Here is a 23,768-nt window from a genome sequence, read left to right as displayed (position 1 = left end):
ATAAACACAAAAAAGGATCTCGGCATCATCGCCGAGATCCTTCTTATATTCCTTCACTTTCTCTTTAAACTGGCAATAAGCTCATATCTGTGCGTATAAGCGAGCAGCAGCAAATTCCCAGCCCAAAACCACAGGATTGCGTTCAAAAAACCCATCATGTATACATAAACACCGACAAGCAGCATACCGATAATGACCTGCAAACCGTCAGCCACACTGGATAAGGGCTTTCCTTTGAATATTATCTTGGTTGCAACCAGTAAAACAGCCAAAATCACAGCTAGTACAAGAGAAACTTCAAACCTTGTCAAGGCACTCCAAACACCGAAGGTGACTGCTATCGCTTTGCCTCCTTTACCTTTTAGAAATGGAGAAAAGGCATGCCCGATAATGGGAGCCAGGGCGATCGGGACGATCTCGTAACCCTGGAAACTTTCATTTCCCATCACAAATACAACGATCAGGTATCCTTTTAAAAAGTCGAGTAAAATACCAACAATCCCCCACCTATACCCCGCTGCCTTCCACAGATTTAAAGCCCCTGGGTTTCCGTCGCCGACAGTTTTCAAATTTTTCCGAGCGATCAGACCGAGCCAGTAGGAAAACATGAAAGAGCCGCATAGAAATGCGGAAATCGTCCAAATGATTGTCATTGCCCCCGCCTGCTTCCTACTTTGACTTGCCGTCCTTTCCATGATACATGCCCGAGGAATACGACCTGATAGACGGAATACAGCATGACAAAGATGAAAAATAACGTCGAAAGAATATGCAACACAGGCATGATGAATCCAAAAACACCTACGTATTTAACGAGATAAAATAGCTGAAGCATATATAATAAGTAACCGATGAATAGGGGTAACGCCCATGAAGTGTTTATAAATAGAAAGAAGGTTTCCGAAACAATCAGTCCGGCAACCCAGATGGCAATAAGGACAATGGTGCCCACACTCAAAGTGGACGTGCTTAGAACAGCTCCTTTACCGAAGCCTTGAATCTGGCTTTTGATTCCTTGAGAATACATACGAAAAGAAACCAAGCCGGACCCAATAAAATTGGTTACCTGGATCCCAGCTTTCCTAAATGCAGCCCCAAGGTTCAGATCATCTAACATCTCCGACTTGATGCTTTCGTGTCCTTTAATTGTTTCATAATCTTCCCTTGTTGTTAAGATACAGGAGCCATAGAGACCCTTTTGCGGATTTTTCTTTTCAAAAGGAGACGTAAAAGCGAATGTACCCAGAAAATTAAAGATCAACGCAAGTCTTTCAACTAATTTCTCCGTATAATGGAACGGAACGACGGAAATGACGCCTCCCGCTTTATTTCTAGCTTTAACCAATGACTCCAGCGCGCGCGGAGCTAACCTGATATCCGCATCAAGAAAAGCAATGAGATTACCTGAGGCATGCAAATACCCATTCCATACGGCCCAGTTTTTGCCCGTCCATCCCTGAGGAAGGCAGGAGTTGGTAATCACAGTAGCCCCGTAACTTTCGGCTATTTCCTTCGTTTCGTCCTCGGAAAAATCATCAACAACGATAACTTCAAAGGGTTCAAGAGTTTGTATCTTGAGCGCGTGGAGGAGATGAGGTAAATTATACGCTTCATTTCTGGCAGGAATAATGATAGACAGCATCACTTTATCCAGACCTGCTCCATGGCCGACCATGAGCACATTTTTTCTAAATAAAAGGAAACCACACAGACATCCGATTACACATAATGCCAAAATCGTCATCCTCGAAATCCCTCCTTCGCTTTCCACAAAACAGTTGGATGAAAGTGCTTCCCTTTCCATTTGAGATCCAGCATGTATTGATATATATGAACATTGAGGTGATTTTAAGCCAACCCATTTGGCGGGATGGGCACGAATGTCGACGAGCTCTCTCACAGGAAATCATGTAAAATAAACATCAATTATAAAAAAACAAGCCGCCTTAAAGGCAGCTTGTTACAATCAATATCTTAGGGTTGAAGCAAATTGTAGATATAACTATCCCATTGGGTTAAGGTCTAAGGCCCATACCTTTACAGTGAGTGCTTCTGCTTTATTTTTACTTAATGCGGAACCACTACTTGGACTGATGTGTTTGTTGCATTACCGGCCATATCGGTGATTGTGTACGTAATCGTATATATACGGCCATTTCCTTTACCAGAACGTTCTGCACGCAAACTGAATGAAGTATCATTGGTTCCGAGCACCGCATCTTGGATATCGTTCACCGTATCACCATCTCCAAGCCCGTTATCTGGCTCATTTGAAGTAATTGAGGCTAGGACGATAGACGCGATATCAGCATCTGCACCATTAGCTTTCTGGGTGACTTGGATCTGCACCATTTTATGGTTCGGCGGATAAAGTGTCGCCTTGTTGACAGTAAGTTGAAGCGTTGGTGCTGTTGTATCCAGAATGATGCTGTCGCTCACAGCTTCCGCTTCATTCCCTGCGTCATCTTTGAATTTGCCATAGACAGTTTTTATTCCATCCCCATCAGTTAATACAAACGAACGTGTTGCCGAGAAAGGCTCCCACACTGCTCCCGTAAAAGCTGCATTTTCCGAAACCATCATGTTAAGCGGGAGAGAGGCATCCGTTGCCTTCAGCAATAATGTAACTTCTCTCCGATTTGTATAAGCTGTCTCTGCAATGGAATCCGCCGAAATTTTAACACTTGTGTTCACAGGTGCTAATGTGTCTGTCGGTATCTCCCCACTCGTTCTAGTAACTTTTATCTCCACCGTCTTAGTAGCTTGCCCCTTACGGCCTTTATCGGTATACCATGGCTGATTCAAGGTTTCCTCACTCGGTTCAATATGAAGCTTGAACGTATTCAGACCCATATTCAGCGGAATGGCGTTTATATCTACATTCCCGTAAGCATCCATACTTCCGGCTGGAATCGGTTGATCATTAATCGTGAAATTCACACCGTAAGGAACGACCGCCTTAAGCTTCATCGTGCTGTCAGCCGTTGCATACTCGATATTATCACCAAACGAAATACGCGGCATGGAGATCGTCATCGGCATATCTACCCAACGAAGCACGGTATCATCGATGACCATCTTGCTATCGCCTTGGTTCGCGATCGTTAGTCTCATATTCGTGTCCGTCGAGCTGTACGCCCAATTCCCATAATCTTCGGTATCATTGGCTAACCGTTTGTGGCTTGTGAAGGCTTCCGTTTCCCAGCGGCCTCTTGTGTACTTGTATTGAATCGCTTTACCCGCCATCATCTTGAAGCTGTATTCAACGATTTTGCGGTCCGTCGCTCCGCTCGGCACATGAAGCTGGTTACCGCTCGCATTCCATCCGTTAAAATCACCGGCGATGAAAATATCGTCCGTAGATGGTGTATAATCAGGTAGATGCAATCTGAGCAGTACGTCCACCATGACTAATTTGGGTGTTATTACCTTTTCGGCTGAGAATGAACGATTATAGGCTGCATCGAAGGCCGCCACTTGGTACGTATAGGTCGTATCGTTACTGACCGCGTAGTCGATAAAATCAATTTGTGTCTTAGGGAGCGTGGCAATTTTATGATAAGTGGCCTCTGTTACCGTTTTGCGATAAACTTCAAAGCCAGAAACCGCCATATCTGCCAAATTCCAATTAAGATGTACACGATTTGACTCTTCCGTGATATTCGAAAGTGTCGGAGCTGCAGGCGGTATTTGATCATTCTGATTCGCATATACCTGCAAAGTCACGGTAGACGAAGCCGCGTAATGATCTCCGTTATCCATAGATACCTTAGCAAAGTAATCATATACACCTGCTTCGGTTGGCTCAAAAGTCGCCCAATATACTTTATTGCCGGACGAATCCGATTCATAACGAAGCTTAGATTCTTGTGCAAATGCAGGATCAGAGCCTTGCTTATAATAAGCCAAGCTTGCTAAAAGATTCGCTGCTTCTTTGCCTGAATAGATTGGATCATTCGTTAACCCATCGATGCCAAGCGCCACTGTGATTTTCCCAACGGTATGACCTACTTGCAAATACACATCTTCCGTAACAGAAGAAGGTGTACCTATATAGCTAATAGGGAAAGCTGGTGTTGCAGAAACCATGTCGCTTAAGAAGCTCTCTCCATTGCCCTTTATCGCTGTTACGGCGTAGTAATATTTCGTTCCGTTAACAACGGTCCCATCCTCAAAGGAGGTTGCTGTTGATGTTCCTACTACTGTTACCTGCCCGCCTTCAATAGCAGCACGGTAAATTCGATAGCCTTCTGCTCCTGAAACGGCATCCCATGTCAGATTTACGCTATGATTGCCACCCACAGCCATACTGTTCACCACTTGTGGAACAACCTGCAGATCCGCCGTAGATACCATCATTAACCCTGTCTGACCCGGAATCGTTAATTGGGTGTGTCCATTTACGACTGTGCCTTGTACTTGACCATACAATTGATCCTTCAGCGTTAACCCTTCGGGTAGGAATCCAGTAACATCCGCACTTACGGTTGCTTCCGCCGAATTACGATTAATAACTAGCAAGGCACCTTTTTTATCATTTTTACGGGCATAGACAATCACATCATCTTTGGCATAAGCGACTTTCATGTCCCCTGTGCGGAAAACGGCGTTTTGGTTGCGAATTTCTGCTGCTTTTTGATACACATTTAAAATTTCTGAATATTTCCCGTTTCCGGTATATGTCCCGTCAGTGTTTTTCGTCACTCGTTCCCAAGGGAACGTCCTGCGGGAGTCCGGGTCCTTCGTTCCGGTTAGCCCTACTTCATCCCCATAGTAAATCGTTGGTGCGCCCGGATATCCCATTTGGAAAATCGCCGTAAGCTCTTGCAGCTTTAACGCACTTGTGCTGGCTTCCGGAGCAATCTGAAGATGCTCTTCTTCCCACTCCGGATGATCATAGATCGTCGCCGAACGAGTCGTATCATGAGAATCAACAAGGTTCAGCATCGCTTGCCAAGCCTCTTTCGGATAATCCTCACGTACCGATTCCAACAGCTCATTCAGCGCGCTGCCATTTCCGGATTTCATAAAGTTTTGAACAGCTCCACGGAAGCGATAATTCATGACAGAATCAAACTGATCACCAAGCAGAAACCTCGTTGCAACTCCCCACTCTTCACCTAAAATAACCGGATCTTCGATTAGATTTCCATTGGCATCTTGCAGACCTTTCGTTGATTTCACGGCCACACGAAACTTTTGCCAAGTACCGCTTGATACATCAGGTGCAACATCCAGGCGCCAGCCATTTGCCCCCATCCAGAGCCATCTCTGCGAATTTGCAGCTTGCATCTCTTTTTGCGCTTGAGCTGGACTTAGCCCTGAAACATTATGACCAATCACCATATCGCGATAGTCGATATTGTTCCACTCATGCTGCCCAGGCAGGGACATTGTGTCCGCTGGGAGCAATTCAGTAGCCACAGTTTGCGGATCCTTTGCATCCATAACAGGGAGAGAATCATAACCCCACCATGCATCATATTTGTAATGAAGATTTGTCGTATCTCTGTCTTTGACTTTCTCATTCCATACAGTGAACCAAGTCGTATATTTGAAATCATCCGGATAATGGTAATTTTGTCCCGTCAATGGATTGATTTGTGCAGTAAAAAGTGCCTTAACGGCGGTCTCCGCCTGCTGCTTTGTTTCACTCTTCGTATTCATCCGGTCGTAAACCTTAGACCAGTACTCGTAAGCCCCAATTTCAGGGTATTTTTCATAACGGTCAAAATAAATCGAATCATCCCCAACATGATTGAAAACCCCATCGTTAATGACCTTGATGCCAACAGCTTTCGCTGCCTGAGTAAATGCTAGAAACGCTGTATCCGATGCTTCGCGCGTCTTCGTATAGTCTAATCCCGAGGCAGGATTCCCGGCTGCATTATATACAGGAACGCCAAACATAGGATCCAAGTGCTTGTAATCGGTCGCATCATATTTATGATTGGAAGCCGCCCATGATACAGGATTTAAATAGACAGCTGTAATACCTAACGCTTTCAAATAGCCTAATTTTTGCTGGATGCCTTGAATATCCCCGCCATAGAATTCATTCGTCCATGCGCCATCTGTCTTGGCATCTGGATAATAAGGTGCGTTCTCCGGTGTCTTCCGATCTGGATTTTCCGGGATATCCCCCCATGATCCCCATACCTGACTAGCCGCAGGATCACCTGTTACGCCCCCATCAAAATATTGCAGCTTTTGCCCGCCTTTGGAGGTTGCATACTGGTTTTCCAAAGCACCTCTCGCACCATCTATGAGCTTTGCCCGATTGTTATCGGGGCTGCCGTCGAAGAATCGATCCGGGAAAATTTGATAAACAACCGCATTTTTCATCCAATCCGGCGTTTGGTAATTCGGATCATAGACGGTCAGATCATAGGGCAAAGCCCCCTCATCACTCGTGCTGCCGGTTCCGCCTCTGGAGCCATCATCCCCGTACTCTATTTTAGTTGCTCCGTCTACTAAAATAAATTTGTATCCCCAAATACCGATTTTCCCAACAAAGGTGCTTTTGGGAATTACAATCTCGAAATAGTCCTTATCTCCAACTGTTGTTGCCTTTTTCATCATAAAATCGTTCGAAAGACCGTCCGGCGCTGTCAGCTCTGCCTTCGCATATTGAACATCGCCCTTATTTGCTGAAATTCGCAACGTGAGATCTTCATTTCCAGCTTTTATAGCACCAAAAGGCTTTTTATAGGTAATGGAACGGCTGTCAAACGCCAGGCCATCTTTCTTAATTTGACCATCATACACGCTATCCTTAGGCGTATAATCATGGGTTAATATCTTATTTACAGCTGAATAGTCAATGGAAAAGGTAACGTTTGCCTCATCAATGGTTACTAGCTTGAGGTTCCCATCCCCGCCCCCATAATCATTATTGTTCCATGAATTTGAAAATGTGACCTTCGCCTCGTAATTGCCTGGAGGAATAGTCCGTTGAAGCTTATAGACTGTACCGTCCAGCTTATAGTCCACAAAAAATTGTGCCGCATTCTCAGGAGACCACTCTGGCTCACCAAACAACTTTTGAATGTTGCCAACTAGTCTTGGCCATTGATTCACTGTTAGTTGGGGCACGTATTGCTCCAAGCCATGAACGCCTGGAATCGAAATTTTTGCCTTCTGCAAAGCTTCGTTGATATAAAATTTCACCTTGGTAGCGGCCGCCAAATCGAAGGCAAAGTTGTTGCCGTTGTCGCTAAAACCATCCCAAGTACCATTTTTAACAAATTTGAATTCATAATGACCGGGTTCAAAATTGTACGAATATTCGTAGTAATCACCGACGACATGCTTCATCTTGGTGTCAGAATTTTGGTTATTCCAACCTTGAAAGCTTCCCGCTAAATACCATTGTGTACTTCCACCTGGCTGTTCTACACCTGTTTCCACAGGAATATCCGCAGCAAAAGCCCTTGTCGGAAATAATCCAGCCATTAGCTGCAGCATCAATAGCAGGGAAGTAACGAGCGCTGTGTAAGAAAAGCTACATTTGAATGACAATACCCTCATAAATGCAATGCCTCCTAGGTTAAAATTTTATATCTAACAGGCTGGTAATGCCTGCGGATAACTCTCTTGGTTTGATTTCTCAAAATTCAAACGCTATCAAATTGCCATCTATGCAGATATTGCGCAAACGATTGCGCAAATCCTAATAAAAATCCACCCATTTGAACAAAAAAACCTCGTTATCTCAAAAAAGAGATACCGGGGTTGTCCCAAGCTAAAAACCACTTAGGAAGCATTGCCCTTAGATTTTACAAGCATTTCCAGAAGCATTGTTTTAATTAACTATATTGTGAAAACGCTTTATTGTCAATCATCTCCATTATAAAAAATAGCCTGGTTTGGTTCTAAATCATGGTTCTACAAAAAGTTGCGCAAACGTTTGTACAAAATTCAGCAACATTCGAGCCTAAAAAATTGCCATCGCCCTATCCAAAGAGGTCGATCAAAGACAATTTTTGTTACTATTTAGCAAATAACATCGCAATGGCTATTAACCCCATTAGAAAAGCCCAATAACTGCATAGGGATGAAAAATAAGGATTGCGTCGTGCCGCTTCATGCGAACATTTCCGTGATTGTGTTATAATGGTCAATATCAAATTACTGGAGGCACTTTGGCACATGAAAATTTACGTAATCCTCTCTTTCGACGGCGAAGGAATGGAAAATGTTTATGTAGGCACTGACGAGGAGAAAGCGCTATCTCTAAAGCCAACTGACTTTGAAAACTGCGGGGCCCTTTTCGTGGAGATATGGGAAGACGGAGAGAAAACCGATGATTACCGCTTAGAATAAACAATGATTATTTTCCAATAGATAAGAAAAGAAAGGCGGAGCAATTATGGTCCATGCATTCACTATTCAGCCCCTAACGTTTAACACCTTCGCAGACGAAACCGATCAGCTTGAACAATGTAAAGAATGGGGCTTGCTTTCAGAGAAAGCGTCCAAAACAAAAGTTTTTTTCTACAAAGGTAATGGCATGAATTTGCCGTGCAGCATTGTTGGGTTTGTAGATAAAATGACCGCTGTCATTGAATTCGATGATAAGCAGCTCCACTGTATCCATCCCTCATACCTCAAGGAAATGCAAGCAGCTAATTACAACCAGAGGTCAGCTGCTGCTGAAGACTCTACAGGGGTTGAAGTTTTGGAGCTTGAGACACTGCAAGTAGAAGCTCCAGCTATCGTAGAACCTGCCTTTGAAGAATCGACCTTTGAACAGCAAGAAGCTCAAAAACCCAAAGCCGCAGAGCCAACGCCAGCGAAGGGGAAGGCCAAAAAAGAGAAAGCGCCAAAGCTTCAGCTCCCTGAAGAAAAAGTGAAAATGGTCGCTACTGTAAAGGAATTTACAACGGTACCGAACAATTTCTCCGATAATGAGGATGAAGTAATTATCTACGAAGCGGCTGCGATTACAGAGCCTGAAACGGAGATCGGCTTAGCCTGGTCCAGCCACAGTAACACGCTTAAAAAAATGGAACTGGAAATCGGGGACACGATCTCGTTCGAATGTAAAATTGTAGCGAAGAAGCTAACTAAACATCCAGTACCTTACAAGATCAACAATCCTGCTAAATTGCAAAAGGTCACAGCTGAATAATAAAAAGAGGAGCATGCGAACGCATACTCTCCTTTTAAGTAAAGACTGCCCGCGGCAGTCTTTTTTTTGCAGGGAATCGGGGTTCCAGCCCGGCTTCTTCAAGCCGCTTCGCTTGGAGCATATGGCCAGCGAGCTCTGCAATCAAAGGTTTACGAAGTTTTCTACAGACTTGTTTCACGCGTATAGAAAGCATCTTCCGGCCCAATCGGGAATTTAACAAGTTGGCCGGTGCTGGCCGATTTATAAAATCCCAGTAATCAATTCGAGCGTCTGTCGCCCGCTAGTTCCATCGATCAATAGAGGTGCACACGTTTCAATCGCTGTCAAAACATTGTTGATTTGGCCCACATGTCCTTCGTACACGACTTCCGGCAGCGCATCAGTGGACGGCTTCGCTTATTACCCCGTCGGCGACAATCAATACGAAACGCGGCGCGGAGACCTTTTGTTTCACCGACCAAATGAGCGCCACTCCATCGTTGTGTATTTCGCTCGATTTCTATTCGGATGTACATACATTCGGACGTATGTTCAAGAAAAAAACTGGGCAAAGCTTAACCCTGTTTTGTGCGAATTTGATATATTCGTAAAGGCATCAGCTTCTCCAATAATGATTGTGAGGATAGCGGTATGTCTTCGGTGTTTGTTTCTCACCAATGGCGAACGCACCATCCGGATTGTATACAAAAGGCTTCTCGCCTCTCGTATAAGCAGCCTGCTTACGAAGCTGGATACAATCAACCAGCATATGCTGCTTCAGCGCAAGATACTCGAGTGTATGCGGACCAAATTCAGCTTCAATTTCACCGGGGCGGAACTCGTAATAAACGGTTCGGCGAAGCGCATTGCCTTCCCCTTCCGGTGAGCCGTGAAGCAGTTGAATGTTATGGAAAATAACGTCGCCAGGGTTCATTGGCACAGGCACCGCGTCGGTAAAGTCAAAGCCAGGAAGCAAGCAGCGCTCGACCGATGCAGCGGCATCCCAATGATTGCTGCCGGGTATCACCCACAGACACGACTTCAGGTCTGCTGCGTCCAAATAAAAGTCGACGTTAAAGATCGGCCGTGGATCTGTACAGCCCTCAGGTACTGCTGCATCTCGGTGCCAAGGCACACTAGCCGCTTGGTCAGGTATTTTTACAACCAAGGAATCCCATGTAGGAATGAAGTTTTTCCCTTGGAGCTTCTCAACCGACCGAAGAATGAATGGATGTGCAAGCAGTGCCTTATTGACGCTTTGTTTGTTAATGATATATTCCGTTCGCCAGTAAACTCGATCCCCATTTTTTCTGTCTCGGTATAGGAAATCCTCATCTCCGCCGCCCGCTATTCCTACCTCTACAACCTTCATCGTTTGCTCCTGCAGCAGACGAAGCTCTTCACCAACCACCACATTGCGTAGGATCAGAAAGCCATTATCCAGGAAAAATTGTGCCTGCTCGTTCGTAATCACATCTTGCAGCAATGCATCTGCTTCAGGTATTTGCATTTGTGGTACGCTCATTTGAACATCCTCCCCTTATTTCCTTTACTCCTTTACTTTACTGGATTCTCTACGATCATAACTCTGCAGCTTCCTCATAAAGACATCTGCATTAACATAGGGCATGCCGACATTTAACCGATATATTTCTCTGCTGTCCCCCGAATTAATACCTTCCTTCGTTGTGAAAAAATACCGGATTCCTAGCTCCTGTGCATCATCTATTGTCGTTTGATTATAATAACCGAAAGGGAAACAGAGCATGGAAAGCTGATTGCTGAGCTGTGTTTTTAACATCCATTCCGCTGTCAGAAGATCCTCTCCGACCCTTTGTTTACGCTCCTCCTCGGTCTCTAACCGATTTTGTTGCGCCAAGTAGATCCGATTGGTTAGCATTGGCACCGGATTCATAGAGTCACCGGACTTTTTTTGATGAAGGTTATAAGTATGGGAATAAAAACTAAATCCGTCCTTTTTCATCTCCTTCATTTGCTTCCAAGTTAGAAAAGGTAATGAGGGATAATCTGAATCGATGTAACTCACGATCACAAAATTGGTTGCCGGAAATCCCTGCTTTTTAAGCAGTGGATAGGCCTTCTCATAAAATGATCGATAGCCATCATCAAAAGTAATCACGACTGCATTCGGCGGAATCGACTTCCGTTTCTCGAGGAAGCACGCATACTCTTCGATTGAGATGACATTGTAATGCTTTTCCTTTAACATTTGCAGATGTTGATTAAATTTGGTAGGGGTAATCGTAACGAAGGACTCCTCATCGTCCAGATGGTGATACACGAGAAATAGGGCTTGCCCTGTGTAATGAATGACCTTAGCATCAATCGGAGGCCGATTGATTGCGCTTTCATTTACCGTCGAGCAAACCTGAGTTAAATAATCTTCCCGTTTATCTGCATTCGTCCATGACCCAAGAACTAGCAGCATACAGATGATTAATGCATTCATAGGTCATCGTCCTCCCAGCAAACATACAAAGATAACCAGTCTGCGCTTGCAGTCTGGTTATTTCTATTTATATGCAGGGTGGATTGTAGGGTAGAACTTTGGGGTAACATCCTTAGTCTTCAATGATCCGGACCGATCAATAATCCATCGATCTCCGCAGCCGCACGGGTTAAACCTTCCACTACGGATAGATCGCCTTGAAAAATATTGCGCATGTACCTCGTATATACTTCATCGATTTTGGTCCAATTCTTTAAAGGCGGCCGTACGAAAGCATAATCGAGCGCCTCCACATAGGGTTGGATATACGATCCCTCTTGATAAGTCAGTGCTTTATAGGCATCCATGTTGCTTGGGATTAGCCCTGTTTGAGCCATAACAAGCTGAGCTTCCACGCCGGTTAACCATTTTACAAAAATCCACGCATCCTCAGGCTGCTTGCTCCCCTTCATAATGACTAGATTTTCCCCGCCGATAATAGAGGCCGGACCATTGTCATGCGGCATCGGAGTTCGAATTGTCGTTTGAATGGCTTTGTCCAATGCCTGACCATTAAATACACTGTAGAACCATGGACCATCATCCATCATCAGAACATTGCCCCCCTTGACACCATCCCAATTATCTCCGTCACCTGTGAGGATGGAATTTTCGATCGTTCCTTCCTTATACAGGGAAAGCAAGCGTTCCACCGCACGTATCGTCCCAGGACCATTCAAGTACCCGGAGGACTTCGTATACGTTTCGTTGGTTAACTCCCCGCCTAAACTATGAATGTAAGGGAGTGTACTCCAAGTATCAAGTCCGCTTACACCAATGGTAAAATAATGTTCGCGGGCTAGTTTAAATGCTGCCTCTAATGAACTGGGAGGTTCGGATAGGTTAGCTTTATTCAGTAGCTTGCGGTTATAAATGGCTATTTTCGTATTGATATTCATCGGCAACGAGAAGTATTGCCCCTGATTTAATCCAATATCCATGACTTCGCCCCGCAGCTTATTTCGAATCGATTCAAATTCAGGGAACGGGTTCAATGGCACCAACAGTCCCTTACTCAGAAACTCCGGAACCCAAACGATATCCATCCGAACTGCGTCCGGCCCTCTCATGGATGAGGCACGTGCGATTAACGTGTTTTTCAATTCTTCATTGCTCGTCTGCCGAACGGTTTTCACCTGAATGGCGGGGTATTGCCGTTCGAATTCGGGAACCAGCTTATCCTCGAGAAGCCGAGTTTCTTCATCACTATACGTATGCCAGAATTCGATGATGTGATTTTGCTTTCCATGAAGGACCTCTACCTTATCTGGATCGGATATAACCTCGAATTGACCGCAGCCCGTAGCTAAAAGCAGGAGCAGTACTAATGAAACCCACTGTCGAGCCATCGCATGTCCCCCCATTCACCTAATTACTTAGAAGTCTGATGCTTCTCTCTAAATTCCACCGGCGTAAAACCAGTCATTTTTTTGAATAGTTTGCTAAAATACTTCACGTCATTGAATCCTGCCGCTTCCGCCACTTCATAAATCCGAAAATCATTCAAGACCAAAAGCCTTTTCGCTTCTCGCACTCTCAAATCAATGAGATAATCGATAAAGTTTTGTCCGGTTTGCTTCTTAAATAACAGGCTGAAATAGCTTTTGCTAACATGAACCGCATCGGCTGTGCTTTGCAAAGTCAAATCCTCGGTATAATGGGTATTCATATAGCTCAGTGCTTTCGTGATTAACTTACCGCTATACCCTTTATCCGGCAGATTCATCGCAGTTCCCCTCTCGAATTCCTCGAAAAGACGGCTCAGAATACCCTCTAACTGTTCGAGAGTTTCAGCCGATCTTACATGATCAAGCTGCTCTGGGAGCGTACCGAGATCTACGGAGTTCTGACATGTTTCCGTTAGCAAGCTGCATGCTTCATGTTTGATTCGAGCAGGGTCCAGTCGCCCTCCGCTCCAACGATTGTGAACTTGTTTGATGAGGTTAGAGGCCGCTGTGCGCCCTCGAATTTGCTCAGCGAGCGCCGCCCAATCCGGCGTTTCGTCGATCTCGGCATCCTGCTGCCTGCGAGGTAACCCCTGCGCTGCGTTTGCAGAAAATATTTTGCCTAAACCTTGAAAAAACCTTTCTTGACTGGCATGTCTGCTTTCGGCAAAGCCATGGCGTATTTCATGGATTCCTTGCAGGGAACAGATACCTAGCGTTATGGAAACTCCGAAATTACGCGCTAACAATTGCTTCCATTGGAGCAGTAGCGGTTCAACCTCTTGCAATCCTTTCGGGAGCAAAAGAAACAGACTGTTATCCGAGGTAACTAGCGCTGCTACTCCTTCCTGGGTCTCTGTGTAGAACGATTCCTGCAAATCTTCCAAAAGCAGCTGCGTATGCAGATTACCGTGTATTTCCCTAAGCTCCTGAGCATCATCCAGCATCATATAGACGCAGGTTATCCGGTCTTTCATCCATCCGGGAACCCAGCTATAATCGCATTCCTGCTCTAACACGATCAGCCTTTTCAACTCATGCTCAAACTTCCTCTGATCCCGGTAAACGGCATCTAATTGCGAACGAGATATCTTAGACTGCCTTTTCTTCTCCTCTTCCAGAGATGCGATGCATCGCCTTAGAACGGCAAGCAGATCTTCCGCTTCCAGCGTGGGTTTCAATAAATAGTCAACGGCCCCTAACTTCAGTCCTTCTCTTACGAATTCAAAGTCGGTGTAACTGCTAACCATTATGACCTTTAGGTGGGGATATAGCTGTAGTGAATGCTGCATCAACTGAATACCATTCATCAACGGCATTTTAATATCGGTGATAAGAATATCCACCGGGAGGCTTTCCATCAAAGACAGAGCTTCCATTCCATTGGCGCAATCGGCTGTTGCAGTTAAGCCTTCCCGCTCCCAATTGATAAAAGCTTTGATGCCATTGCGGATTACCGGCTCGTCATCAACGATGAGAACTCGGTACATCTCAATCCCCTCCCTGTTTTTCAAATTGTCCTTTCAATCCTTCAGGTTTTCGGAGCAGTATGCGAATCGTTGTCCCTTTTTGTAGGGTACTTTCGATTGTGAATTCCGCTCTACCGGTGTATTGAAGCGACAACGTATCATACACATGGCGCAGCCCGATACCGATTGTGTCTTTTTCAATGGCCGTTTTGAGATCATTCAACTCTTCAATCCTCTCTTCAGGAATCCCCAAGCCATCATCCGAAATTATCAATTCAGCTGTTTCATCTCTTACTCGGACCGAAATGGTGATAAGACCATCCGTTTGCTTCGGGACGATTCCGTGGAAGATCGCATTTTCTACCAATGGCTGCAGCAGCATACGGGGAATCACAATGGACTCTGCGCCCGGATCCAGCTGAACCTCCAATACGAATCTTTTCTCGTACCGCAATTCAAGAATTACCAGGTATTTCCGGATAATATCTAGCTCCTCGACGATGGTAATCATGTTGCCGCGTTTGCCCATATTCGCTTCCATGAGCCGCGTGAGGGCGGATAACCCTTTATCTGCTCGTTCATTTTGATTGGATTTGATCAGCCACCGAAGCGTGCTAAGCGTATTGTATAAGAAATGAGGATGAATCCGGTGCATCACGGCCCGTACCTCCGCTTGCAGCTTCTGCTGCTGTTCTTCCTCGACACGGTCCATCAAGCGTTCGATTTCCTGCAGCATCTTGTTGAATTGCTTGCTTAGCAGACCGATTTCGTCTGAGGACTCAATATCTGTCCGCACTTTTAAGTCGCCTTGTTGGACCTTTCTCATATCCCTCGTCAAACGCTTAATCGGATTGATGACCCAGTTTGCAATGAAAAGCCCAATACTAATGGCCAGTAAGGCGAACAGTCCGGAGGACAGGAAAATGCTGGCTTGCAGGCGATCTAACTGCCCTGTAATTTCACGAACTGGAACCGTACCGACGATCATCCAACCGTTGTTCAAATATTGCTTAACCCCATAATATGCTAAGCCGTTTAACGTAAATTCGAATTCAGCTGCGTCATTCCCCACAATATGTTCAAGCAGCTCCGGTTCCTGCACCTTTTTATCGATAAGACGGAGATTGGAATCAATCATGATCTTCCCTTCCCCATCTACAACGAAAAATGTTCCCGTTTCGCCGAGTTTTAACTGTTTAATTGTATTCAAAATCGAGCGCCCATTGAGGTTAACCATGACAAGTCCAATGTTTTTTAACGACTGAAAATCTTTCAAAACTCTTCCAACTGGAAGAATCAAATCCGTATTATCACCCGCTCCGCTGAAACGGTCGTATTGCAGGCCCTGCCAAACAAGCTCTCCATCCTTGGCTTTGGCTTCCTTCACCCATGCCTCTTCAGCTAAGTTTACACGTCTTAATTTATTCACCGAAAACGCTCCGCTGCCCCAGCCACTCCCGTCTTCCTTCATGACATACACGATTTTGACGAAGGAATTGGAGTATACAATATTATTCAGCATCGTGCTCATGTATTGATTCATTCGGTTTTGTTCGTCAGGCGGACTGCTGCTCATCCGCAAGGCTGTGTTCTGAATTTTAGGATCACTATAAATATAGTCGGAGGTATCGCTCCCAACATTAAAAATAAAAGATAAAGAATCCGCTGTTTGCTTGGCCAGCTGAATCGTGGATTCTCGGACGTTTTTCTTCACAATAGAGGTCGATTCCATGTAAAAAGAGACACTGGCAAAAATGATCGGAATCAAACTAACGATTAGAAACGCCATGATCATTTTGACGGCAAAACGGTTTGTAAATCGATGGGTTCGAATCATGGTTCCTCCCATTTCGTTATTCTACAGTCTTTTCATTGTACATGAAGAGATAGCAGGACCCCAACCATAAATTTTAGGAATGGCGACGTATCCGCCTTAATTGTAATCCCTTTCAAGAGTAGATTCAGTAAACTTTTTTTCTCAAAGGGTGTCTTTTATTTCGTATAATTAAGGTGAAGTGACGAAGAACGTCCTGTTCCATTCCAATGAGTGGAGACAGGACGTTTTTATTTTTATATAGGGAGATGAATGAGTAGATGAATTTTGATGCTGCGTACACAGCTTTTATCCAGCAACATATAGAACACAGAACAGGCGAGCGCCGTGGACGGCTTGAGAGAGGGCATTTTGCGGATTTAGCCTGGCTGTCTGGCTTAGCTAAGATTTTATTTGAGATCAAAGGCTTCGCCTCACACGTACGTGACATGGACCGTCAAAAATACTGCAGCGAGCTCAATCGCGAAACCTTCCTCCATTCATTTGGCTACCATGTCATTTCCTTCGCATTTGATGATGTCGAACAGCGGCCTGATCAGTGCATCGCCTTACTGCGTACGGTGCTTAGCCGCTATCAGCCTGCTCAGAGTCCCGTCACTCGTGCACGGCTAGCAGAGAAATAACTCATCCGACTTGCACTCCAACAAACTCAGTCCTTACGACCCAAGGACGTCGAGCGGGCTGGCTGATTCCTGCACTTCGAGGTAAAGGCGAAAGGGCCGTACGCTATGAGCTAGTCCGTGGCATACTGGATTACCTGGATTAACAGGAAAAAGTCCAGTTAAACTCATCGTTTGAATGCCTTTCAGTGATATAAAGGGAAAATCCCGATAATTTTCCGGAAAAAATATTGAGAGCAAGATACGTCTGTGGTCATTCATACTCGATGACGACCATGTCCCAATACTTCAAATGAGGAATGGTCAGGTCAAGATGACCGTTCTGTTGTTTAAACCTCACCGTTACCGGTGAACCGTTAACGTAATCTGGTGAGGCGAGCCAAACGTTTTTCGCCTTTTTCTCGGTCTGCACTGTGATGACAACGTTGTCCTTCGGCTGGGGAACCGCTTGCTTGCCGTCGGTATCGTTCCAGTTCATCGTTGTAGCATCTGTGAAATTAATCAGATGCAAGATATCTTTTCCGTCCTTTTCCACGGAATACGCCCAAATCTTGCCCTTCTCCGCGGTTTTCGATAGCTGAAGACCTGCAGCGGAACTAAGCTCGAGGGACGTTTCTTTAGCACCATCTCTCAGCAAGTTTTGATATGCGACCAGAAAGTCATAATAGGTCACCAGTTGTTCCTCTAAGGCTGGCGTTATTTTCAAATTCTTATGAGGGAAATATTCTTTGGACAGCATGTTTTCGCCAAGTTCCAAATGGGATCCCCCTAAGGCGAACATGACGGCATCCGCAAGCAAAACGCCGGGCGCATTAAATTCTCCGGCAGCATTGGACGCTTTATAGTTCATATAGGCAGCAAACACCGTTTTGTACTGATTCTTTCCATATTTTGCATTCTGGTCTATGATGTCTTTCAAATTTCGGAACTGGGGATGTCCCTCCCACACTTCCGTATAAAGGAATTTGACCGGACCCTGGGCAATCGAGCCTTGGCCATACTGTCCGACAGCGTTCATAACAAGGTCGACGTTCAAGCTTTCTTTGGCTTTATTGAGAAAATCCCCATACGTGGTGCTGAGGTTGATGCTCTTCCCATCGTAACGCCACAACGCACCGCGATCCCCTAGCTGATCGACGTGATACCCGTCAAACGGCAAAGCCGCAAAGGTTCGCTTCTCTTCTTGGAACAAATAGGATTGCCACTCGGGATTCGAAGGGTCAAACAAATAAATATCACTTGCCCAGGATTTCGGCAAAGGATGCTTATCCTGTTGTTTATGAAGTGGATCCTTGAACAGTCCCCACTCCTTCTTTACGCCATCCTTGTCCGCATCCTCATAAGCTCCGAACAATAAGTTATAATTCATGGCTTTCATATTTTTCTGATGTGCCAAATCGATATAACCTTTTACCGTATCAAAAGACACTTGGCGGTTTGCTATATCCTTCCATGCTTTGGCGGGCTTTCCGTTATCCCACTGGATCGGCATCTGATGTTTATACTGCCAGTCATAAAATTGGATACCATTGATATGGAACCGATTAAGACGGTCGATGACCTTATCCATAGCTGATTCATCCATTGAGGGGTAGTCTGCCAAGTACCCGTAACGGGGAAATTTGCCCCATTCACTCGAAACATCCATAGCGATGTTCGTATGATCTGTCATCACCCCGTTTTGTTTCACAATCAACTCAGCCATGTAGCCTTTTCCATCCGCCTGAGGAGGCGTCCACTCCCATGACAATTGGTCGCCTTTTATAGGTAACTCTTCCGCCTTAATCATTTCATTTAAGTGTTTATATCGAACTATCAAGGTAGCTTTAGGAACCGCCTGCTGCAAAGTGAGCGTAAATTTAACCACATCGCCAGTCTTGTAAATGGCTTTATCCGTCGTAATTTGTTTGAATACATGTCCTTCAGACACCGTTTCTATCGCTATGGCTGCTTGATTCCTGCAACCTGATGCCAGGAAGACTGCACACACGGCCAATGCACAGACCGATTGTCGAAAACATAACCACTTCACCCTTTAACACCGCCTTCATTAAACCCGCTTTGCACAAAGCGCTTCTGAAAAATTAAATAGATCAGAATAACGGGCAACAACGCAATGATCGAAGCAGCAAATACTTGAGCGTAATTCGTCGCATACTTATCGTTGAAAGCCTGCAACGCGATAGGCAGCGTCCGCAGCGACTCCTTTTTCAAAATAACAAGAGCGGTGAAATATTCTTCCCAAGTGCCCTGGAAGGAGAAAATAGCCAAGGTTCCAATCGCAGGCAGCGATTGTGGAAGGTAGATGTTCCAGAAAATGCGCCAGTTCCCGCCTCCGTCCATTAACACCGACTCCTCTAGTTCCTTGGGAATGCTTTCGAAGAAGCCGCGAAGGAAAAATGTGCTCCCAACAACGCCGCCGCCGATATAAAGCAGCCATAAGCCGCTAAATGTGCTGACTAGCCCCAGGTTTTTGATGATCAGGAATTGGGGGATGATGTTAATCACACCCGGTATCATTGTGGTTAGGAGAAACATCCGAAATAACGCTTCTTTACCCGGAAATTTAAATCTAGCGAAGCCGTAAGCGGTAAGCGCCCCCAAAAACAGGCTTCCTACCATTGAGACAGACGTTACAATGACGCTATTCATAAAATAGGTGGCAAAATTATTTTTCCCAAGTACGATTTGGAAGTTATATAAATTAGGTACAACGGAAAAAATCTCTTTGGGCCGAGGCAACGAATAAGCTCCCTTAATAAAACTGGTTAGAACCATATATACGAAGGGAAATAGAAATGACAATGCACCCACGATGATGACTGCATAAATGACAATTTTTGAAATCAGCTTAGTTTGCATATATTTTCCCCTTCCTGCTACAAAAAGCGCTGATTGCCAAATTTCTTCATTTGCGTATACGTTAGAGTAAAGATCGCGAGCCCCATCATTACGCTGATAGCAGCCGCATAACCAAACTTAAAGTTCGAGAAAGCCTGAATAAACATCAAGCTAGGCAAAGTCTGGGTTTGATCCATGGGTCCGCCTTTTGAAATAAAGTATACTTGCGGAAAGAAATTAAAGGCGCCATTAATCAAATTTATTAAAATAAAAGCTGTGACCGGAGTCAGTAAAGGCACAGTAATTTTCCAGAACTGCTGCACACCGGTAGCACCATCAATCTCGGCAGCTTCGTAATAATCCTTGGAAACGCCTTGAAGTGCCGCAAGATAAATGATCACACCCCAGCCGACTGTTTTCCAAATATGAAATAACCAAATGACGATCATAGCCGTCCAGTAATTCGCAAGGAAATTAATCGGTTTATCAATGACACCTAGCCAATTCAGAAGGATGTAGTTGATGAACCCATATTCTCCGCTTGCGAACAGAAATCGAAACAAAAACGCAACCACAATCCACGATGTAATGATGGGTAAATAATAAATGGCACGAAATGCAAGCTTAAACTTCACAAATTTCATGTTGATGAGTACAGCGAAGAAGATGGCCAGAAACCAGTTGATCGGCACCGTGACAATGACGTTGAGAATCGTATTTTTGACCGCCATATAAAATTTTTGACTGGGATCGTTGAAAGCCAGCTTATAGTTATCGAATCCGACAAACGAATTTGCGGCGTTCGGCATAATCGAATAATCTTGAAAACTGATGATCATATTCTTAATCATTGGGTAAATGACGAACACAGCGGTGCCGACCACACCCAGAAGAATAAACGGCAATACAGCCGCCCATTGTTTCCATCCCTTATGGAGACGTTGAGCAAAGCTTACTGGCTTCATCTTTCCCGTAGCTATATCCTTGCCCTTGGTTCCAATCTCCAATTTCAATCACTCCCTTCTTGGTAAAAAGCACTTCATCAGACGAGTGCCCGATGAAGTGCAGGCTGCAAAGCTCAGATAACGGAGCTGTCAATCTTACTTCTTCAGAACTGCTTCAATCTGTTTGGCGGCTTCATTCAGCGCGTCCTGCGGTTTCATTTCGCCACGAATGGATTTCTCGAATGCCAAGGAGATGATGCTATCCATTTCGCCAAATTGCGGAATCGGTGTACGGGCTACTGTTGTTTTCATTTGTTCCACAAACTCTTTAATGAAAGGAGTTTCCATAACCTTCGGATCGGCGGCTGCCTTTTTATTGGTAGGGATAAGACCTACCTTTGCCATGATTTTTTGCGGTGCTTCACCCAGCATCCACTTGGCGAACGTCCACGCTTCTTTCGGATGCTTCGAACTCGCGAATATAACAAGATCTTCGCCGCCTACAACGGATTTCCCGCCTCCGTCACCTGCCGGTATTAATCCTCTCACTGTATCTTCTAACGGCTTGAATTTTGAGTCTTTCTCGGCCATCAGCAAGCTATAGAACCATGGACCATCATCGATCATCATATAATCATTGTTTTTCATGCCATCCCAAGTACCAGGTTCTCCTCCCAAAATCGGCGGGGAAATAAGGCCTTCTTTATTCCACCGAACAATCGTTTCAAGGGCTTTTACGCTTTCCGGACCGTTCAAAACGCCTTCTACTTTCGTATAATCGTCGCTTGTGAATTTGCCGCCTAGGCTGTAGAAGTACGGGATCATAGCCCAAGGGTAATTGCCGCCTATCGTAATGCTTCCTTTCTTCCCCTTCGCCTTTGCAGCCTTTGCATATTCTTCCAACTCTTGCATCGTCTTCGGAACTTCTTTCTTACCAATCTCGTTAAGGATGGCCTTATTATAAATGGCTACCTTCGTATTCGTATTGACCGGAAGACCGTAATAGCCTTCACCTTTTTTGGTTTTCAAATAGGTCGTCGCCACTGGTGTTTCGAACAAATTCGGCTTCATCTCTTTATAACCATCCATCTTGCTTACCTCAAGCAGCGCACCCATGTTGGCGAATTCAGGCACCCATACGATATCCATCCGCATCAAATCAGGAGCTGCATCCCCTGAAACACTGGTAATCACCTGCTGTTTCAGATTTTCGTATGGCATTCGAGTCAGCTTCAGCTCAATACCCGGGTTCTCTTTTTCAAAGAGCGGCTTGATCTCTTCAACTAAAAGCTTTTCTTCCGCATCGCTATACGTATGCCAGTATTCAATTGTTACTTTTTTGTCTGTAGTCGGGGCCTTGGTTTCTGCTGCAGGCTTCTCCGAAGATTTGCTTGTGCTGCTCGTTTCTGTACTGGATCCACAGGCTGTCATTGTAAAGGCTAGTGCAGTGGATAAGACCCCAATCGATACTTTTTTCATTGAACTCATCTTGTTCGTCCTCCTTTGTTTTTGCTGCATCTTTATTATGTATTTTGCATATTCCGATAGAAACCGTTTTCATTTCGATGATGGTGTCATATATTTTTATAATACGAGATGGCATCAGGACTACCGCTTGGGCAGGTGTATTATTTTGCTCGAATATGAGGAAAAGAAGACACCCTCCGGCTCTAGCCGTGATCCTAACAGCATGCCTATAATGAATATTAATAACGTTGAGAGGAAGCTGTTTATGAACCAGAGAAATGAAACACTTAGAACACATTTTCGAGTCGGATTAATCGGCTTAGGCGGCATGGCACAATCCCATATCCGCCACATTCAAGGTATCGAGAACTTCAGTATTACAGCCATTTGTGACGTATCCGAAGCCTCACTCGCCAAGGTAGGCGCGCAATTACAGCTTCCGGCTCATAGATGTTTTAGCCATTATAAGGAGCTAATAACCGATCCTGAAGTCGACGTCATCGCCTCAGTGACACCAAATGACGTTCATGCTGAGATCATTCAAGCCTGTCTGGAAGCAAACAAGCCTTTCATGGCCGAGAAGCCGTTTACCCGAACTTTCGAAGAAGCTGAGCACTTGCTCCAGCTGTACCAGGAAAATCCTGTGCCTGCAATGGTAAGCTTCGTCTACCGCTATACGCCAGCCTTTCGTTATGCGAAGGAACTGATTGTTCAAGGAAAGATTGGTACTGTACGCAGCGCTTCTCTCCAATATTTACAGGGCTGGGGTGCCGCAAGCAAAAACGTTCCTTATCTTTGGCGGTTTAATAAAGACATTACCGGAACAGGAACTTTGGGAGATTTGGGTTCACATATGATTGATATGGCTCATTACTTATTCGGATCTTTCCAAGAGCTTTCGGCCCAGCTGCAAACGATCATTCCTGAAAGGAAAGACTCATCTACCGGACAATTGGTTAAGGTGGAAGTCGACGACTTTGCCAGCTTCCAAGCGCGACTTGAAGGGGATATTCGCTGCGTGTTTCAAACGACACGGAACGCTATCGGTTCTGGCAATCAGCACGAAGCATCGATCTATGGCGATATCGGTACGCTTCATGCCAGCACGGAGAAACCGGATGAACTCCTATGGATTTATGAAGAGCCATCCACCGGACAACTCATACGCCAAATTATGACGGTGCCGGAAAATGTTAAGGCCACGCAGTGGGATGACTTTTTGAACCTGCTGCTTGGCACGCCAAGAGACGATATGCCGGGCTTCATAGATGGATATGAGAATCAGAAGGTGCTTGAAGCCTGCGTCCGTGCGGATGCTTTGAAAATGACTGTTCATTTGGATCATATGTAAATAAATTAATTATAGGGACAATTTGGGTTGCCGTTGCGACCTCTATAACAAAGGGCTGCTCCGAAGCCATTTACATGACTTTGGAGCAGCCCTTTGTTCATTTGAAATCCATTTACAGTTTAATGCTTCAACTTTCTTCTTGCTTCCAGTGAAATACCTGCCGCCGTTGGAGAACA

Annotated in this window: 17 protein-coding genes; 4 read left to right on the top strand and 13 right to left on the bottom strand. The window is 45.0% G+C overall.

Annotation, left to right across the window (positions count from 1 at the left end; all coding sequences use genetic code 11):
- Positions 1-53: 53 nt before the first annotated feature.
- From BLT91_RS00955 to BLT91_RS00945, 3 genes are all read right to left on the bottom strand, one after another.
- A complete protein-coding gene (locus BLT91_RS00955) occupies positions 54-653 on the bottom strand; it encodes a glycerol-3-phosphate acyltransferase (protein WP_090815659.1) in 600 nt (199 codons plus the stop codon).
- Positions 650-1,744 (bottom strand): glycosyltransferase family 2 protein, encoded by a 1,095-nt coding sequence (locus BLT91_RS00950; RefSeq protein WP_090815657.1) that lies wholly within the window; start codon positions 1,742-1,744, stop codon positions 650-652. The genes BLT91_RS00955 and BLT91_RS00950 overlap by 4 nt, the downstream gene beginning before the upstream one ends.
- A gap of 323 nt (positions 1,745-2,067) precedes the next feature.
- Positions 2,068-7,530, bottom strand: coding sequence for an alpha-amylase family glycosyl hydrolase (locus BLT91_RS00945; protein ID WP_090815656.1), 5,463 nt, complete (start codon positions 7,528-7,530; stop codon positions 2,068-2,070).
- A gap of 621 nt (positions 7,531-8,151) precedes the next feature.
- Here BLT91_RS00945 and BLT91_RS31145 point away from each other — a divergent pair.
- Both BLT91_RS31145 and BLT91_RS00940 read left to right on the top strand, forming a co-directional pair.
- Positions 8,152-8,325, top strand: a complete 174-nt coding sequence (locus BLT91_RS31145; protein ID WP_175532033.1) for a hypothetical protein — start codon at positions 8,152-8,154, stop codon at positions 8,323-8,325.
- A 46-nt stretch (positions 8,326-8,371) separates the two neighbouring features.
- Positions 8,372-9,133 (top strand): hypothetical protein, encoded by a 762-nt coding sequence (locus BLT91_RS00940; RefSeq protein WP_090815654.1) that lies wholly within the window; start codon positions 8,372-8,374, stop codon positions 9,131-9,133.
- A 240-nt stretch (positions 9,134-9,373) separates the two neighbouring features.
- Here the strand turns inward: BLT91_RS00940 and BLT91_RS33760 are convergent, their stop codons facing one another.
- The 6 genes from BLT91_RS33760 to BLT91_RS00915 all read right to left on the bottom strand — a co-directional run bounded on the left by BLT91_RS33760 (position 9,374) and on the right by BLT91_RS00915 (position 16,372).
- Positions 9,374-9,496: a hypothetical protein gene (locus tag BLT91_RS33760; protein ID WP_368086752.1), complete on the bottom strand. Its 123-nt coding sequence runs from the start codon at positions 9,494-9,496 to the stop codon at positions 9,374-9,376.
- Positions 9,497-9,728: 232 nt separating this feature from the next.
- Entirely contained in the window at positions 9,729-10,637 is a 909-nt protein-coding gene (locus BLT91_RS00935; RefSeq protein ID WP_090815652.1) for a phytanoyl-CoA dioxygenase family protein, read from the bottom strand.
- A 24-nt stretch (positions 10,638-10,661) separates the two neighbouring features.
- On the bottom strand, positions 10,662-11,582 hold the full coding sequence (locus BLT91_RS00930; protein ID WP_090815650.1) for a polysaccharide deacetylase family protein: 921 nt from the start codon (positions 11,580-11,582) through the stop codon (positions 10,662-10,664).
- Between the two features lie 119 nt (positions 11,583-11,701).
- Positions 11,702-12,970 carry an extracellular solute-binding protein gene (locus BLT91_RS00925; protein ID WP_175532032.1) on the bottom strand — a complete coding sequence of 423 codons (1,269 nt, stop codon included), beginning with the start codon at positions 12,968-12,970 and terminating at the stop codon, positions 11,702-11,704.
- Positions 12,971-12,993: 23 nt separating this feature from the next.
- Positions 12,994-14,556, bottom strand: coding sequence for a response regulator transcription factor (locus BLT91_RS00920; RefSeq protein ID WP_090815645.1), 1,563 nt, complete (start codon positions 14,554-14,556; stop codon positions 12,994-12,996).
- A 1-nt stretch (position 14,557) separates the two neighbouring features.
- Entirely contained in the window at positions 14,558-16,372 is a 1,815-nt protein-coding gene (locus tag BLT91_RS00915) for a cache domain-containing sensor histidine kinase (protein ID WP_175532031.1), read from the bottom strand.
- A gap of 257 nt (positions 16,373-16,629) precedes the next feature.
- Here BLT91_RS00915 and BLT91_RS00910 point away from each other — a divergent pair, with 257 nt between their 5' ends.
- Positions 16,630-16,992 carry a hypothetical protein gene (locus BLT91_RS00910; protein WP_254776741.1) on the top strand — a complete coding sequence of 121 codons (363 nt, stop codon included), beginning with the start codon at positions 16,630-16,632 and terminating at the stop codon, positions 16,990-16,992.
- A gap of 250 nt (positions 16,993-17,242) precedes the next feature.
- On the opposite strand, the gene BLT91_RS00905 is transcribed toward BLT91_RS00910, so the two are convergent.
- The 4 genes from BLT91_RS00905 to BLT91_RS00890 form a co-directional block, all read right to left on the bottom strand.
- Entirely contained in the window at positions 17,243-19,021 is a 1,779-nt protein-coding gene (locus tag BLT91_RS00905) for a glycoside hydrolase family 66 protein (RefSeq protein ID WP_090815641.1), read from the bottom strand.
- Entirely contained in the window at positions 19,018-19,851 is an 834-nt protein-coding gene (locus BLT91_RS00900; RefSeq protein ID WP_090815639.1) for a carbohydrate ABC transporter permease, read from the bottom strand. The genes BLT91_RS00905 and BLT91_RS00900 overlap by 4 nt, the downstream gene beginning before the upstream one ends.
- 17 nt (positions 19,852-19,868) lie before the next feature.
- Complete coding sequence (locus tag BLT91_RS00895; protein ID WP_254776740.1) at positions 19,869-20,843, bottom strand: carbohydrate ABC transporter permease; 975 nt, start codon at positions 20,841-20,843, stop codon at positions 19,869-19,871.
- Positions 20,844-20,930: 87 nt separating this feature from the next.
- A complete protein-coding gene (locus BLT91_RS00890; protein ID WP_090815637.1) occupies positions 20,931-22,262 on the bottom strand; it encodes an extracellular solute-binding protein in 1,332 nt (443 codons plus the stop codon).
- 244 nt (positions 22,263-22,506) lie between these two features.
- Between BLT91_RS00890 and BLT91_RS00885 the strand changes: the two genes are divergently transcribed.
- Entirely contained in the window at positions 22,507-23,592 is a 1,086-nt protein-coding gene (locus BLT91_RS00885) for a Gfo/Idh/MocA family protein (RefSeq protein ID WP_090817152.1), read from the top strand.
- Positions 23,593-23,768: the final 176 nt, after the last annotated feature.

This window comes from Paenibacillus sp. yr247, assembly GCF_900103825.1.
Taxonomy (GTDB): domain Bacteria; phylum Bacillota; class Bacilli; order Paenibacillales; family NBRC-103111; genus Paenibacillus_E.
Note: the sequence above shows the minus strand (reverse complement) of the source record. Positions and strands in the feature narration are given on the sequence as shown.

What these genes read in the sequence shown, in the direction of transcription:
- BLT91_RS00955 (WP_090815659.1), bottom strand. Translation starts at nt 653, where the DNA reads ATGACAATCATTTGGACGATTTCCGCATTTCTATGCGGCTCTTTCATG.
- BLT91_RS00950 (WP_090815657.1), bottom strand. Translation starts at nt 1,744, where the DNA reads ATGACGATTTTGGCATTATGTGTAATCGGATGTCTGTGTGGTTTCCTT.
- BLT91_RS00945 (WP_090815656.1), bottom strand. Translation starts at nt 7,530, where the DNA reads ATGAGGGTATTGTCATTCAAATGTAGCTTTTCTTACACAGCGCTCGTT.
- BLT91_RS31145 (WP_175532033.1), top strand. Translation starts at nt 8,152, where the DNA reads ATGAAAATTTACGTAATCCTCTCTTTCGACGGCGAAGGAATGGAAAAT.
- BLT91_RS00940 (WP_090815654.1), top strand. Translation starts at nt 8,372, where the DNA reads ATGGTCCATGCATTCACTATTCAGCCCCTAACGTTTAACACCTTCGCA.
- BLT91_RS00935 (WP_090815652.1), bottom strand. Translation starts at nt 10,637, where the DNA reads ATGAGCGTACCACAAATGCAAATACCTGAAGCAGATGCATTGCTGCAA.
- BLT91_RS00930 (WP_090815650.1), bottom strand. Translation starts at nt 11,582, where the DNA reads ATGAATGCATTAATCATCTGTATGCTGCTAGTTCTTGGGTCATGGACG.
- BLT91_RS00925 (WP_175532032.1), bottom strand. Translation starts at nt 12,970, where the DNA reads ATGGCTCGACAGTGGGTTTCATTAGTACTGCTCCTGCTTTTAGCTACG.
- BLT91_RS00920 (WP_090815645.1), bottom strand. Translation starts at nt 14,556, where the DNA reads ATGTACCGAGTTCTCATCGTTGATGACGAGCCGGTAATCCGCAATGGC.
- BLT91_RS00915 (WP_175532031.1), bottom strand. Translation starts at nt 16,372, where the DNA reads ATGATTCGAACCCATCGATTTACAAACCGTTTTGCCGTCAAAATGATC.
- BLT91_RS00910 (WP_254776741.1), top strand. Translation starts at nt 16,630, where the DNA reads ATGAATTTTGATGCTGCGTACACAGCTTTTATCCAGCAACATATAGAA.
- BLT91_RS00900 (WP_090815639.1), bottom strand. Translation starts at nt 19,851, where the DNA reads ATGCAAACTAAGCTGATTTCAAAAATTGTCATTTATGCAGTCATCATC.
- BLT91_RS00890 (WP_090815637.1), bottom strand. Translation starts at nt 22,262, where the DNA reads ATGAGTTCAATGAAAAAAGTATCGATTGGGGTCTTATCCACTGCACTA.
- BLT91_RS00885 (WP_090817152.1), top strand. Translation starts at nt 22,507, where the DNA reads ATGAACCAGAGAAATGAAACACTTAGAACACATTTTCGAGTCGGATTA.